The organism is Sphingomonas adhaesiva (genome assembly GCF_036946125.1).
GTDB lineage: Bacteria > Pseudomonadota > Alphaproteobacteria > Sphingomonadales > Sphingomonadaceae > Sphingomonas > Sphingomonas adhaesiva_A.
Genome location: NZ_JAQIJT010000002.1, coordinates 1269946 through 1284243, shown reverse-complemented (window position 1 = coordinate 1284243; position 14298 = coordinate 1269946). Strand labels below are relative to the sequence as shown.

The following is a 14298-nucleotide window of genomic DNA, read 5'->3' as shown; positions in this document are numbered from 1 at the left end:
CGGGCATCGGTCGCCCTATAGCGGGCGGACGATGTCCGACTCCTTCGATCTCGGGACCCCGCCCGCACCGGCGGCCACCGCGCAGCCTTACCGCGTGCTGGCGCGCAAATACCGGCCGCAGACCTTTTCCGAGCTGATCGGGCAGGGTGCGATGGTCCAGACGCTGGGCAATGCGATCCGGCGGCAGCGTATCGCGCATGCCTTCCTGCTGACCGGCGTGCGCGGCGTGGGGAAGACCAGCACCGCGCGGCTGATCGCGAAGGCGCTCAACTGCATCGGGCCGGACGGGCAGGGCGGCCCGACGATCGATCCGTGCGGGGTGTGCGAGCCGTGCCGCGCCATCGCCGAGGGGCGCCATATCGACGTGATCGAGATGGACGCCGCCAGCCACACCGGCATCGACGACATCCGCGAGATCATCGAGGCATCGCGCTACGCCGCGGTGTCGGCGCGCTACAAGATCTACATCATCGACGAAGTCCACATGCTGTCGAAGGCCGCGTTCAACGGCCTGCTCAAGACGCTGGAGGAGCCGCCGGCGCACGTGAAGTTCCTGTTCGCCACGACGGAGGTGAACAAGGTGCCGGTGACGGTCCTGTCGCGCTGCCAGCGCTTCGACCTGCGGCGTATCCCCGCCGATACGCTGGCGGCGCATTTCGCGCGCGTGGTGGAGGCGGAGGGGGCCGAGGCGGAGGCCGAGGCGCTGGCGCTGATCGCGCGCGCGGCGGAAGGATCGGCGCGTGACGGCCTGTCGATCCTGGACCAGGCGATCGCGCATGCCGACATGGCGGGCGGCGGCGTCCGCGCCGATGCGGTGCGCGAGATGCTGGGCCTGTCGGATCGCAATGCGGTGCGCGACCTGCTGGCGCTGGTGCTGGCGGGCGACGCGCCGGGCGCGCTGTCGGCGCTGCGGCGGCAATACGACCTGGGCGTCGATCCGCTGGGCGTGATGCGCGCGCTGCTGGAGGCGGTGCACGGCGTGACGCAGGTGAAGGTGGGCGCGCCCGACGACCCCGCGCAGCCGCTGGAGGAACGCGCCGCCTATCGGGAGTGGGCGGGCACGATGTCGTTCCCCGCGCTCCACCGGCTGTGGCAGCTGTTCCTGAAGGGGCATGAGGAGGTGTCGCGCGCGGCGCTGCCGATCGAGACGGCGGAGATGGCGATCCTGCGCGCGATCCATGCCTCGATGCTGCCCGACCCCGGCGATCTGGCGCGGCGGCTGGCCGGCGGATCGGTGAGTGCGCCGCCGGGGGTTTCCGCCCCGCCGGCACCCCCGGCGGCGCCCGCCGATCGCTCGCCCGCCGACTTCGCGGGCGTCATGGCGCTGCTCGACGAGCGGGGGAAGCTCGACCTGCTGGTGCGGCTGAAGCGCGGGGCGAGCCTGGTGCGCTACGCGCCGGGCGAGATCGTGCTGAGCGGCAGCCGCCCGCTGTCGACCGACACGCTGACCGATCTGGCGGCCGTGCTGCGCGAGGCGACGGGCCGTCCGTGGAATATCTCCATGGCGGACGTGCCCGGCGCGCCGACCGTGTTCGAGGCGGAGCAGGACGTGGTGCAGGCACGCCATGACGCGGCGCGCGCGAACCCGATCGTCGCCGCCGCGTTTGACCATTTCCCCGGGGCCGAACTGATCGAGCCCAAACCAGCCAAGCGGAGCATCACGTGAAGGATCTGAACGACATCCTGGCCATGGCGCAGAACGTCCAGGCCGAGCTGCAGAAGGCGCAGGACAGCCTCGACACGATCGAGGTCGAGGGCGCGGCCGGCGGCGGGCTGGTCAAGGTGAAGGCGTCGGCCAAGGGACGGATCATCTCCGTGTCGATCGACGATTCGCTGATCGTGCCGTCGGAAAAGCAGATGCTGGAGGACCTCGTCGCCGCCGCGTTCAACGACGCACGGGCGAAGGCGGATGCGGCGTCGTCGACCGAAATGTCGAAGATGACCAGCGGCCTGCCGCTGCCGCCGGGGTTCAAGCTGCCGTTCTGATCCGGTACGCGGATGTTGTTGGCGCAGCGGAACAATATCGCATTGTTTCGCATTCGTGGCTGCATCTTGAACGGGAGGAAGCCATGACCGACGACCGCGTGACCCAGACCCCGCACACCACGATCATCGAGCGCCGCGGTGGCGGCGGCGGCGTGCTGATCGGGATCGCCGTGCTGCTGGCGGTGATCGTCGGTGCCTATTTCCTGCTGATCCGCAACGACAGCGAGGTCGCGAAGAACAATGCGATCACCTCGGCGGCGAAGAGCGTCGAGAGCACGTCGGACAAGGCCGGCGCGGCGATATCGGGCGACAGCAAGTAAGCATCGGCCCACGTCACACCGGCTCAGCGGGGGACTCCGCCTCTGGTCACCCGAATATGAGGTCCGGCTCAATCATACCGTCATCCCGGGCTTGACCCGGGATCCTGCTTTTCTTCGGCTACCGGCGTAAGAAGCGGGACCCCGGGTCACCCCCCGGGGTGACGGTAAGGAGCCGGATTTGTGCTCGACCGGACAAGCGCGCGGTGACGACCCAGCGCGATTGCCGGTCACGCCCCGGGGTGACGAATACCTACCTCAAGCAGGCGTCCAGCCCGCTGCGCCGAACGATTCCGACGTAGCGCGCGATCGTATTGCCGTGGCGCCGGACGAAGCCGGTCGGCGATACCGCCTCGCGCTTCTTCGGCAGCGGCAGGACGGCGGCGATGCGCCCCGCCTCGGTCGGCGTCAGTCGTGCGGCGGAGTGGCCGAAATAGCGCTGCGCCGCCGCTTCGACGCCATAGGTGCCGATGCCGGTTTCCGCGATGTTCAGATAGACCTCCATGATCCGCTTCTTGCCCCAGATCGTCTCGATCAGGAGCGTGAACCACGCCTCCAGCACCTTGCGGACATAGCCGCCGCCCTGGAACAGGAAGGCGTTCTTCGCGGTCTGCTGGCTGATCGTGGAGCCGCCGCGGATGCGCCCCCCTTCCGCGTTGCGCATCGCCGCGCCCGCGATCGCGCCCCAGTCGAAGCCGTGGTGGGTGCAGAATTTGCTGTCCTCCCCCGCGATCGCGGCGCGTGCCATGTCGGGATCGATGTCGGACAGCGGCGTCCAGTCCTTCGTCACCGAATGGCCCGCGAGCGTGTCGCCCAGCATCGTGAAGGTGAACGGCGGCGGCACGACCGCGTAGAGGCCGACCCACAGGATCGATACCAGCACGAAGCCCAGGACGACCTTCAGGAGCAGGCGGACGGCGCGAAACATGCGCGCGACCCTAACGCCTGTCAGCCGTCGAGCAAGGCGCGTGCCGAGGCGACGCCGGTTTCATAGGCGCCGTGCGCAGTGGAGAAATCATGGCCATGGCAGGCCTCGCCCGCGAAGAAGAGGCGACCGTCGACCGGCGCGGCAAGGACGTCGCGCGCCGCGGCCTGCCCGATGCGCGCGTGCGAGTAGCTGCCGCCGATCCACGATTCGTGCCGCCAGCGTGTCGCGGCGACAGGGCGCATCCGCTGCCGCCAATCGCTGCCGAGCAGGGCCGCCAGCTCGTCGATCGCGAAGGCGGCGGCGGCGCCGTCTTCCTCCAGCATGGCCGCCGTGTCCCCGCCGAAGAACGCCTCGATCATCGGAAAGCCGAGCGGGGACAGGCGGTAGCTGGCGGTGCGGCCGCGGTGCGGATCGCCGATCAGATGCGCGTTGGCGGGCCAGTCGACGCGATCGACCGACAGGAACACCTTGTCCGCGACGCCCAGCGGCAGCGCGGCCGCAGCGTCGCGCTTCGCGGGAAGCGGCGGGTCGAAGATGAGGCGGCCCTCCGCCAGGATGGTGGTCGGCACCGCGACGATCGCCGCGCTCGCCTCGATCGTTCCGGCACTGGTTTCGACGCGCAGGGTTCGCCCGCGGTGATCGATGCGCGTCACGGGGGTCGACAGCCGCACGTCGACCCCCTGCGCGTGACCGGCGATCAGCGTGCCGTAACCCTCGCGCACCGACCAATTGTCGTCGGTCGCGGCGTCTTCGTAGGCGAGCCAGTCATGGAGCGACACCTCGTCGAGGGGGGCGCCGTTGGCGAAGCCGGAGATCGCGTCGAGCATCGGGCGCCACGGGTCATCGGCCGCGACGAAGGCGGAGAGCGGCCGGTCGGGGCCGGCGCTGGCGGCACGCGCGCGCTCCTCCCATCGGTCGCGTGCGGCGGCGAACGCCTGCTGCTCGGCGGGCGGATAGCCCAGGTCGCGCCATTGCTCGCCCCAGCGGGCGGTGTCGGTGGCGATGGTGAAGCCGCGAGCGCGCGCGATGTCGGTCCACGGGTTGCGCCGTGCCGAGTGAAGCCAGCCGCAGCCGAGGTCGAGAGTCGCGTCGCCGTGGCGCAGCGAGCGTGCGCGGCCGCCGATGCGGTCGCTCGCCTCGAGAAGGAGAACACGGCGGCCCGCATCGTGGAGGTGGCGGGCGGCGGCGATCCCGGCGGCTCCGGCACCGATGACGACGAAGGGAAGAGGTTGGGACGGCATCGGACGGGGAACGCACGGGCCACGCTTAGGTGGCGTGGCTTGCCGACACGTCCCGCCGGACTTGAGTGAGACCTTCGCGAAAGCCGAAAGTCTGCTTGTTCCCCGGCGAAGGCCGGGCCCCGGTTGGGCGACGTTTCAGCATCTTACGCGCCGCTCGTTCCCGAACCCCGGCCTTCGCGGGACGTTTGCAAAACGGCTGCACCGTGCTCCTGCGCAGGCAGGAGCCCAGAGTTGCAGGTCCCATAAGGCGTTGTTCTGCGTGGCCCTGGGCTCCTGCCTGCGCAGGAGCACGGCGTGGGCTGGGTGCCGTTGCACCTGTTTGCAAAGGCCCCGGTCAAGCCCGGAGTTACGGCATTCAGGCCGTCAGCAGCCGCTTCTCGCCCGCGAGCCGCATCATCGCGCGCTGAAGCTTCTCGAACGCGCGCACCTCGATCTGGCGGACGCGTTCGCGGCTGACGCCGTACACCTGCGACAATTCCTCCAGCGTCTTGGGATCGTCGGTCAGGCGACGCTCGGTCAGGATGTGCTTCTCGCGATCGTTGAGGTCGCCCATCGCATCGACCAGCATGTCGTGGCGAACGTCGGCCTCCTGCTGGTCGGCGACGATCGTGTCCTGCAACGGCGCGTCGTCCTGCAGCCAGTCCTGCCACTGACCCTCGCCGTCCTCGCGCATGGGCACGTTGAGCGACGTATCGCCGCCCATCGCCATGCGGCGGTTCATGCTGACCACGTCCGCCTCGGTGACGCCCAGGTCGGTCGCGATCTTCTGCACGTTCTCGGGCGTCAGATCGCCGTCCTCGAACGCGTCGAGGCGCGCCTTCATCCGGCGCAAATTGAAGAACAGCTTCTTCTGCGCCGCGGTGGTGCCCATCTTCACCAGGCTCCACGACCGCAGGATGAATTCCTGGATCGAGGCACGGATCCACCACATCGCATAGGTCGCGAGGCGGAAGCCGCGATCCGGCTCGAACTTCTTCACGCCCTGCATCAGGCCGATATTGCCCTCCGAAATCAGCTCGCTGACCGGCAGGCCATAGCCGCGATAGCCCATCGCGATCTTCGCGACGAGGCGCAGGTGCGACGTCACCAGCTGCGCCGCTGCGTCGGTGTCGCCATGCTCCTGGAAGCGCTTGGCGAGCATATATTCCTGCTCGGGCGCGAGGATCGGAAATTTCTTGATCTCGGAAAGATAGCGGTTGAGCGATTGCTCCCCGCCAAGCGCAGGGATCGTCGCGGGGACGTTGCTGCGAGCTGCCATGATCCTCAATCTCCCTTCCTCGCGGAGGACGCGACTGCCCGAAAACGGCACAACCGACATAGTCCGCACTTATACGATGAGCTGACTGAACAGTTCCTGCATGTCGGGCGGCATCGCGCTTTCGAAGGCCAGAGCCGCACCCGTGATGGGGTGGATGAACCCCAGGTGCGCGGCGTGCAATGCCTGACGACGGAAACCGAGCGTTTCCAGAACCGCCTTGTGAGCCTGTTTTGTTCTACCATAGACCGGGTCGCCCAGCAAGGCGTGCCCGATGGAGGCCATGTGCACCCGGACCTGATGCGTGCGCCCGGTTTCCAGCCGGCATTCGACCAGCGCGCCGTCGCGCAACGGCTCCATCGTCCGATAGTGCGTGACCGCGCGCTTGCCCCCCGCGACGATCGCGACCTTCTTGCGATTGACCGGCGAGCGCGCCAGCGGGGCGTCGACGCTCCCTGAGGGCGGCACCGGGCGCCCCCCGACGATGGCGCGGTAGCGGCGGTCGATCGAATGAGCGGCGAACTGCCGCGCCAGCCCCTCGTGCGTGCGGTCGGTCTTGGCCGCGACCATCAGCCCCGACGTGTCCTTGTCGATACGGTGCACGATCCCCGGCCGCGCGACCCCGCCGATCCCGGACAGCGAGCCGCCGCAATGATGCAGCAGCGCATTGACCAGCGTGCCGTCGAGATTGCCGGCGGCGGGGTGGACGACCAGACCGGCAGGCTTGTCGATCACGATCAGATGCTCGTCCTCGTACGCGACGACGAGCGGAATGTCCTGTGCCTCGTTATGTGCGGGCGTGGGGGCGGGGACGGCGACGCGGTAGACCTCGCCCGCCTTCGCGCGCCGCGCGGGGTCGCGCACGGCCGTCGCCTCGCGCGCGACCTGCCCGGCGTTGATGAGAACCTTCAGCCGCTCCCGCGACAATGTCGGGACCGCCTCGGCCAGCGCACGATCCAGCCGCCAGCCGTCCGAGCCGGCCGCGATCGTCGCTTCGATGATGGAAACCCCCCGGTCCATTGTCCTGTGCTAGATGGGGTGGATGCTGGAAATTGCAATCCGCCTGCGAAACGAGATCGCCGCCGCGGCCGCCGCCACGCCCGGGGTGGAGGTGTGCGGGCTGTTGCTGGGCGCGGCGGCGCGGGTCGAGCGCATCCTGCCGTGCCGCAACGTCGCGACCGACCCCGCCCGGCGGTTCGAGATCGATCCCGCGGCGCTGATCGCGGCGCATCGCGCCGGCCGGGCGGGCGGGCCGCGGGTGATCGGCCATTATCATTCGCACCCGACGGGCGTCGCGGCACCGTCCCCCCGCGACGCGGCGGACGCGGTCGCGGACGGCAGCATCTGGATCATCGTCGCGGGGCGCGAGCTGACCGCGTGGCGCGCGGTGGCGCAGGGCGCGCTCCACGGCCGCTTCGACGCGCTGGCGCTGACGCAGCCCGGTTGCGCTACGCCCGGCGAGCGGCCACAAGGCGGCTCCGCCGTTTCCCCGAGGTAATGCATCCCATGACCATCAGCCCGGTCGATTTCGCCAGCCTGCTTTGTTCGCGGCTGTGCCACGACCTGCTCTCGCCGATCGGGGCGCTCAACAACGGGCTGGAACTGCTGGCGGACGAAACCGATCCGGAGATGCGGCAGCGCTGCCTGGAGCTGCTGAACGAAAGCGCGCGGGTATCGGCCAACAAGCTGAAGTTCTTCCGGCTCGCCTTCGGCGCGGCGGGCGGCTTCGGCGAGCGGGTCGACGTGCGCGAGGCGCGCGGCGCGGTCGAGGGGCTGCTGGGCGACAACAAGCGGCTGGCGCTCCACTGGGCGGTGGAGGAACCCGAATTGCCCAAGGCGGCGGTCAAGGTGCTGCTGAACCTGGCGCTGATCGCGGGCGATACGCTGGTGCGCGGCGGCGCGGTGACGATCGGCAGCGAGGAAACAGCGGACGCGACCGAGATCGTGCTGCGCGCGGAGGGGCCACGCATCGTGCTCGATCCGGACCTGCGCTCCACACTGACCCACGGCGCGGGCAGCGAGGCGGTGACTCCGCGCGCCGCGGCCGCCTTCCTGGTCCATGCCATCGCCAGCGAGGCGGGCGGCTCGGTAATCGTCAGCGAGCCGGTCGAAGGGACGCTGCTGTTCGGCGCCGCCATCCCGCACCGCTGATGCGCGGGCGGTAAACGCCCTTTTAACCCGGCCCGTGCGAAGCCCCGCGTCAAAGCAACGCGACGGGACCGCATGGACGATCTGCTGCAGGAATTCATCGCCGAGACGCGCGAGACGCTGGACGCCTTGTCCGGCGAGATCGTCGGCTGGGAGGCCGACCCGACCGACCGCGCGCGACTGGATGCGATCTTCCGCTTCGTCCACACCATCAAGGGCAGCTGCGGCTTCCTCGACCTGCCGCGGCTGGCGCGGCTGAGCCACGCCGCGGAGGATGCGCTGGCGGCGGTGCGCAGCGGCGACCGCGCGCCCGATGCCGTGCTGGTCAGCGCGATCCTGGCGATCATCGATCGCATCGGCGATGTTGTGGAGGCGATCGACGCGGGCGGCGGGCTGGACGACAGCGGCGAGGACGATCTGATCGCTGCGCTCGACGGCCCCTGTGCCGCCGCGATGGAGGCCGCCGCGCTGATCGCGCCGGTGACGATCGAGGCCCTGAGCGAAGCCGGCAGCGAGCCGCGCACCGGGATCGGTGCGCCGGCCGCCCCGGCCCGCGCCGCCACGCGATCGGTGCGGCTGTCGGTCGACCTGCTCGACCGGATGATGAGCGGGGTGTCGGAGATGGTGCTGGCGCGCAACCAGCTGGCGCGCCACGTCCGCGACATCGAGGATCCGGGGCTGGAGGCGCTGCTGGAACGGCTGACGCTATCGGTCGACGACCTGCGCGACATCGTCACGCGGACGCGGATGCAGCGCGTGGAGACGCTGTTCGCCGCGCTGCCCCGGCTGGTGCGCGATACCGCGGGGGCGCTGGGCAAGTCGGTATCGCTCGTCATCGAGGGCGGCGATGTCGAGCTGGATCGCGAGATGATCGAGGCGCTGCGCGATCCTTTGGTCCATCTGGTGCGCAACGCGATCGATCACGGCATCGAATCGCGCGCCGACCGCATCCTGTCCGGCAAGCCCGCCACGGCGGAACTGCGCGTCGTCGCGCGGCAGGCCGGCAACCTCATCATCATCGACATCGTCGATGACGGGCGCGGCGTGGATACCGGCGCGCTGGTCGCCAAGCTGGGCCGCGAGCAGCCCTTGCGCGCCGCATCGCTGGCGATGCTGGACGAGGAGGCGCGCATCGCGCTGATGTTCGAGCCGGGGCTGTCGACGCGCGACACCGCAACCACGCTGTCCGGTCGCGGGGTGGGCATGGACGTGGTGAAGGCGAACGTCGAGCAGATCGGCGGCCGCATCTCGCTCAACAACCGGCCGGGGCAGGGGCTGACGGTGTCGCTGGAGGTGCCGCTGACGCTGGCGATCCTGAACGCAGTGATCGTCGAGGCGGCGGGTACCCGCTTCGCGATCGCGCGGCAGTCGGTCGACGAGATCGTCGCCGTCAACCAGACGATCGTGCGGATCGATGCGGTGGGGGGCGATGCCTCGATCGCGGTGGTGCGCGGGCAGCGGATGGGCATGGTGCGCCTGCCCGACCTGGTCGGGGGCGAGCGCACCCGGCCGCGCTTCCTCGCCATCGTGTCGCTGCGCCAGGGGCGGTTCGCGCTGGCGCTCGACGGGGTGTGCGACACGCAGGAACTGGTGGTGAAGCCCGCCGCGCCCGCGGTGATGCGCGCCGGCATCTATGCCGGACAGATGCTGCCCGACGACGGCGCGCCGATCCTGCTGCTGGACGGCGCCGGCATCGCGACACGCGCGGGGCTGACCTTCGAGCTGCGTCGCACGGAGGCCGAGCCGGTCGCCGCGCCCGAGCCGGTGCAGGCGCTGATGTTCGAGGATGTGGACGGCCAGCGGCGCCTGATCGTGTCGCAGGCGGTCGACCGGATCGAGCCGGTGGAGCCGGGCGCCTTGCGCCAGCTGGCCGGCGGGGCGTGGCTGACCGCGGACAGGCGATCGGTGCCGGTCTGGATGGCGCACCGCCCCGATCTGGCGGCGGTGACCCGGGTCCTGCGCCTGCAGATGGACGGGAGCGAGCTGGTCTATCCGATCCGTGAGCCGATCGAGATCGTCCCGCTGCCCGGCGAGATCGCGCCGGCCCCGACGGGGACGGGCCATGCCGTCAGCGGACTGGCGGTGATCGCCGGGGAACCGCTGGAGCTGGTCGATCCGCTGCTGCTGTTCGCGCAGCATACCACGCCGGTCGAGCGGCCGGTGTGCCTGCTGCACGGCAGCGAGAGCGGGTGGATGGAGGCGTTCCTGAAGCCGACGATCGAACAGGCCGGCTACCGCGTGGTGCGCCGCCTGACCGCGGGCGAGCGGCCGGTACTGGCGCTGGCGGTGGAGGAGGAGGCCGACACCGCGCCCGTGCCCGCGATCCGGCTGAGCCGGACGCGCGGGGCGCCTTTGTACCGATACGATCGCGACGCGCTGGTCGCCGCGCTGAAGGAGCATCGCGCATGACGGCGCCATCGAATTCGCTGCATCTGGTGGCGCAGATCGGCGGCTGCGGCGTGCTGTTCGATACCGTGCGGGTGGCATCGGTGGTCGAGCTGGGGCGCGCCGTTCCCGCGCCGGGCGCCGGATCCGCGGTCATCGGGCTGGCGGCGATGCGCAGCCGGGTGGCGACGGTGCTGGACGTGCGCAGCCTGCTGGGCGTGCCGCCGAGGCCGCGGGACGACGCGCCGGTGGGGCATGCCGTGGCGACGGTGGTCGACGGCCACCTCTATGCCATCGCGGTCGACGCGCTGGAGGATGTGGAGACGTTCGACATCGGGCCGGTGCCCGCCGGTGCCGGGGCGATCGCCGACCGCGATTTCGTGCGCGGGGTCGCGGACGGCATGGGCGAGACGCTGATCGCGCTCGACATCGACCGGCTGGTGGAGCGCGCCGCCGCCATCGGCTGATCGCGTCCGCGCGTTAACGCCAAAATTACGCCTGAATGCCAAGACGGTGTCGCCCGATGTGTGGGCTCTTTGCGAGGTCGCGTCATGAAAACCTGCCTGATCGTCGATGATTCGAAGGTGATCCGCAAGGTAGCCCGCCATATCCTGGAGACGCTGGACTTCGTCGTCGCGGAGGCCGCGGACGGGCGCGCCGCGCTGGAACAGTGCCGCGCGTCGACGCCCGACGTGGTGCTGCTGGACTGGAACATGCCGGTGATGAGCGGGATGGAGTTCCTGCGCGCGCTGGGTACCGAGACGCTGTCGCACCGCCCGAAGGTGGTATTTTGCACCACGGAGAACGGCATCGCGCACATCCGCGCCGCGATCGAGGCGGGGGCGGACGAATATGTCATGAAGCCGTTCGACCGCGAGACGCTCCACAGCAAGCTGCAGATCGTCGGTCTGGCCTGATCGGTTGCGGATCGGGGGCGGTCAGCCATGTCATCGGCGCCATCCGCGAACGCCCGGGAAGCCCGCACGCGCGTCCTGATCGTCGATGATTCGGCGGTCGCGCGCGCGGCGCTGTCGCGGTTCGTCGCGTCCGATCCCGCGTTCGAGGTCGCAGCGGCCGCCCCGGACGCGTCCCGCGCACTCGATTTCCTGTCGCGCGAACGCGTCGACGTGATCCTGCTTGACCTGGAAATGCCGCGCACCAGCGGGATCGAGGCGCTGCCAAAACTGATCGCGGCGGGGCGCGGCGCGCGCGTGCTGGTCGTCTCCAGCGCCGCGGCCGATGGGGCTGCGGTGACGATGCGGGCGCTCACGCTGGGCGCCGCGGATACGCTGGTGAAGCCCGCGGCGGGCGCGTTCGCCACCCGCTTCGGCGAGGTGTTGATGCGGCGACTGGCCCTGCTGACCGGCGAGCGTCGGGCGGCTCCCGCGCCGCGCACCGCATCCCCGTCCACCGGGCTGGCGTTCGATGCGATCGCGATCGGGGCGTCGACCGGGGGTATCCACGCGCTCGCCTCGCTATTCCAGGTGCTGCCCGCGGCGGTGCAGCAGCCGATCTTCATCACGCAGCATCTGCCGTCGTCCTTCTCCCCCTTCTTCGCGGAGCAGGTGGCGCTGTCCGCGCGCCGCCGCTGCGACGTGGCGGCGGACCGGGCCATCGTACGCGAGGGGCAGGTCTATATCGCCCCGGGTACCGCCCATCTGACGGTCCAGCGTCTGGCGCAGGGCGAGATCGTGATCCGGCTGACGCAGACGCCGACCGCGACCGGCAACATGCCGTCGGTCGATCCGATGTTCGCCAGCCTCGCGGAGGTCTATGGCAGCCGCCTGCTCGCGATCACGCTGAGCGGGATGGGGCGCGACGGGCTGGACGGCGCGCGTGCGGTGCACGCGGCGGGCGGCGCGCTGCTGGTGCAGGACCAGGCGAGCAGCGTCGTATGGGGCATGCCCGGCGCGATCGCCGGGGCCGGGCTGGCGCGTGCTGTGATGTCCCCGCAGGCGATCGGGTCGCTGATCGCGGCCAGCGTCGCGGTGCCGGCATGACCATGGCCTGGCCCGCCCCGTCGGCCGCGGACAGCCCGATGACCGCCAGCTGCGCCGCCGCGCTCGCCGCGCTGCTGGAGGAGCGCACGGGGCAGCGCATCGCGGAGAATCGCAGCTGGCGGATCGACGCCGCGTTGCGCCCGCTGCTCGCCGCCCGGTCGCTCGACCGCGTCACGCAGCTCGCCGCGCTGGTGCGCACCGGCGGGGACCCGCTGCTGGCCGATCAGGTCGTCGACCTGTTGCTCAATCAGGAAACCTCGTTCTTCCGCGACGTCGGCGTGATCGAGGCGACCGCCGAGTTGGCGCGCGCGGCCGAGGCGGCGAACGGTGCCCCGGCACGGATCTGGTGCGCCGCCTGCGCCACCGGGCAGGAACCGCTGTCGCTGGCGATGCTGTTCGCGGAGGACGGCGCGCCGCTGCCCTCGATCCTGGCGACCGACGTTTCCGCCGCCGCGATCGGGCGGGCCCGGCGCGGCGCCTACAACCAGTTCGAGATCCAGCGCGGCCTGCCGATCCGGCGGATGCTGCGCTGGTTCACCTCGCCCGACGAACAGCAATGGGTCGCCTCGCCGAAGCTGATGGAGACGATCTCGTTCCGTCGTCACAATCTGGTCGCCGATCCAGCGCCCGTGGGCGGCTTCGACCTCATCCTGTGTCGCAACGTGCTGTTCTATCTGGTGCCCGCGCTGCGCGAGCAGGTGCTGGACCGACTGGCCGGCGCGCTCGCGCCGGGCGGGCTGCTGCTGCTGGGGGCGGGGGAGACGGTGATCGGCCTGTCCGACCGCCTGCGTCCCAGCCCGCGCGCACGCGGCTTCTACGAAGCGGTGCCCGCCTAGCCACTTCGCGCGCGAGCCCCTATGACGCGTGCGATGGCGAGCGGGATCGACGGCATGAGGGTGGCGAAATCGTGAAGTGCGTCGAGGCACCGTCGCCCAATTTCAACGAACGCCAGCTGCCGGTCACGATGATCGTGCTGCATTACACCGGGATGCCGACCGCCGCGGAGGCGATCGCGCGGCTGCGCGACCCGTCGTCCGAGGTATCGGCGCATTATGTCGTCGACGAGGACGGCACGATCCTGCGTCTGGTCGACGACGAGAAGCGCGCCTGGCACGCGGGCAAGAGCCACTGGCGCGACGTGGAGGACGTCAATTCCGCCTCGATCGGGATCGAGATCGTCAACCCCGGGCACGATCACGGCTATCGGACCTTTCCGGAGGTGCAGGTGGATGCGGTCGTCCGCCTCGTCGCGCACCTGAAGGACCGCTACGAGATCACGCGCGGCAACATCGTCGGCCATTCCGACATCGCGCCCCAGCGCAAGCGCGATCCCGGCGAGCTGTTTCCCTGGCATCGCCTCGCCCGGCTGCGCCTGGCGCTGCCGCGACCGACGAAGAACCTGATGGACCCGTTCTGGGGCGAGGCGGCGTTCTGTCTGGCGCTGGAGCGGTTCGGCTATGACGTCAGCGACCGGATGGCGGCGATCATGGCGTTCCAGCGGCGGTTCCGCCCCGAGCTGATCGATGGCGAGATCGATGCGGAATGTCGCATGATCCTGCTCGCGTTGCTGCTTCCCAAACCGCAGGGGGATGAGTAGGGAGCCGGTACCAGAGGGCCGGGCGGCCGCGTCGCGCATCAGCGCGCCGAGGAAAGTCCGGGCTCCACGGAACGACGGTGGCGGGTAACGCCCGCCGGCCAAGGGCGCGAGCCCGCGGTCAGGGACAGTGCAACAGAGAGCAGACGGCCTGGGCTTCGGTCCGGTCAAGGTGAAAGGGTGCGGTAAGAGCGCACCGCGCGCGCCGGTAACGGCCGCGGCACGGTAAACCCCACCGGGAGCAAGACCGAATAGGGGCGGCATGGGCGCCAGCGTGCGTCCGGGGCGTGTTCCCGCCTGCTGCCCGGGTTGGTCGCTTGAGCGTGTCGGCAACGGCACGCCTAGAGGAATGGTCGCCCATCCTTCGTATGAAGGTGGACAGAACCCGGCTTACAGGCCCTCTGGTGCCTTGGCGCAGGCGATGCGCCGCCTTATGTGCGGATG

Annotated in this window: 15 protein-coding genes and 1 other RNA gene; 12 read left to right on the top strand and 4 right to left on the bottom strand. The window is 70.3% G+C overall.

What is annotated here, in order from left to right; translation table 11 throughout:
* Positions 1-31 precede the first annotated feature (31 nt).
* From PGN23_RS12360 to PGN23_RS12350, 3 genes are all read left to right on the top strand, one after another.
* On the top strand, positions 32-1666 hold the full coding sequence (locus PGN23_RS12360) for a DNA polymerase III subunit gamma/tau (RefSeq protein ID WP_335303210.1): 1635 nt from the start codon (positions 32-34) through the stop codon (positions 1664-1666).
* Positions 1663-1986: a YbaB/EbfC family nucleoid-associated protein gene (locus PGN23_RS12355; RefSeq protein ID WP_335303208.1), complete on the top strand. Its 324-nt coding sequence runs from the start codon at positions 1663-1665 to the stop codon at positions 1984-1986. The genes PGN23_RS12360 and PGN23_RS12355 overlap by 4 nt, the downstream gene beginning before the upstream one ends.
* A gap of 83 nt (positions 1987-2069) precedes the next feature.
* Entirely contained in the window at positions 2070-2306 is a 237-nt protein-coding gene (locus tag PGN23_RS12350; protein WP_335303206.1) for a hypothetical protein, read from the top strand.
* A 250-nt stretch (positions 2307-2556) separates the two neighbouring features.
* Here PGN23_RS12350 and mtgA read toward each other — a convergent pair whose 3' ends face one another.
* From mtgA to PGN23_RS12330, 4 genes are all read right to left on the bottom strand, one after another.
* Entirely contained in the window at positions 2557-3231 is a 675-nt protein-coding gene (mtgA, locus tag PGN23_RS12345) for a monofunctional biosynthetic peptidoglycan transglycosylase (protein ID WP_335303205.1), read from the bottom strand.
* A gap of 20 nt (positions 3232-3251) precedes the next feature.
* The gene (locus PGN23_RS12340; protein ID WP_335303203.1) at positions 3252-4472 is read right to left on the bottom strand and encodes a flavin monoamine oxidase family protein; all 1221 of its coding nucleotides are present in this window, start codon (positions 4470-4472) and stop codon (positions 3252-3254) included.
* Positions 4473-4827: 355 nt separating this feature from the next.
* Positions 4828-5730: an RNA polymerase sigma factor RpoH gene (gene rpoH / locus PGN23_RS12335; RefSeq protein ID WP_335303202.1), complete on the bottom strand. Its 903-nt coding sequence runs from the start codon at positions 5728-5730 to the stop codon at positions 4828-4830.
* 69 nt (positions 5731-5799) lie between these two features.
* Entirely contained in the window at positions 5800-6747 is a 948-nt protein-coding gene (locus tag PGN23_RS12330) for an RluA family pseudouridine synthase (RefSeq protein ID WP_335303201.1), read from the bottom strand.
* Between the two features lie 22 nt (positions 6748-6769).
* Here PGN23_RS12330 and PGN23_RS12325 point away from each other — a divergent pair, with 22 nt between their 5' ends.
* The 9 genes from PGN23_RS12325 (at position 6770) to rnpB (ending at position 14263) form a co-directional block, all read left to right on the top strand.
* Positions 6770-7225 carry a M67 family metallopeptidase gene (locus PGN23_RS12325; RefSeq protein WP_335303199.1) on the top strand — a complete coding sequence of 152 codons (456 nt, stop codon included), beginning with the start codon at positions 6770-6772 and terminating at the stop codon, positions 7223-7225.
* A gap of 8 nt (positions 7226-7233) precedes the next feature.
* On the top strand, positions 7234-7878 hold the full coding sequence (locus PGN23_RS12320) for a histidine phosphotransferase family protein (RefSeq protein WP_335303198.1): 645 nt from the start codon (positions 7234-7236) through the stop codon (positions 7876-7878).
* A 72-nt stretch (positions 7879-7950) separates the two neighbouring features.
* Positions 7951-10284, top strand: a complete 2334-nt coding sequence (locus PGN23_RS12315; protein WP_335303197.1) for a chemotaxis protein CheA — start codon at positions 7951-7953, stop codon at positions 10282-10284.
* The gene (locus PGN23_RS12310) at positions 10281-10727 is read left to right on the top strand and encodes a chemotaxis protein CheW (protein ID WP_335303196.1); all 447 of its coding nucleotides are present in this window, start codon (positions 10281-10283) and stop codon (positions 10725-10727) included. The genes PGN23_RS12315 and PGN23_RS12310 overlap by 4 nt, the downstream gene beginning before the upstream one ends.
* Before the next feature lie 84 nt (positions 10728-10811).
* Entirely contained in the window at positions 10812-11177 is a 366-nt protein-coding gene (locus PGN23_RS12305; RefSeq protein ID WP_335303195.1) for a response regulator, read from the top strand.
* A gap of 27 nt (positions 11178-11204) precedes the next feature.
* Positions 11205-12260, top strand: a complete 1056-nt coding sequence (cheB, locus tag PGN23_RS12300; protein WP_335303194.1) for a chemotaxis-specific protein-glutamate methyltransferase CheB — start codon at positions 11205-11207, stop codon at positions 12258-12260.
* Positions 12257-13096, top strand: coding sequence for a CheR family methyltransferase (locus PGN23_RS12295; protein WP_335303192.1), 840 nt, complete (start codon positions 12257-12259; stop codon positions 13094-13096). The genes cheB and PGN23_RS12295 overlap by 4 nt, the downstream gene beginning before the upstream one ends.
* Before the next feature lie 71 nt (positions 13097-13167).
* Positions 13168-13857 (top strand): N-acetylmuramoyl-L-alanine amidase, encoded by a 690-nt coding sequence (locus PGN23_RS12290; RefSeq protein WP_335303191.1) that lies wholly within the window; start codon positions 13168-13170, stop codon positions 13855-13857.
* A 10-nt stretch (positions 13858-13867) separates the two neighbouring features.
* Positions 13868-14263: RNase P RNA component class A (gene rnpB / locus PGN23_RS12285), an RNA gene on the top strand.
* Positions 14264-14298 lie beyond the last annotated feature (35 nt).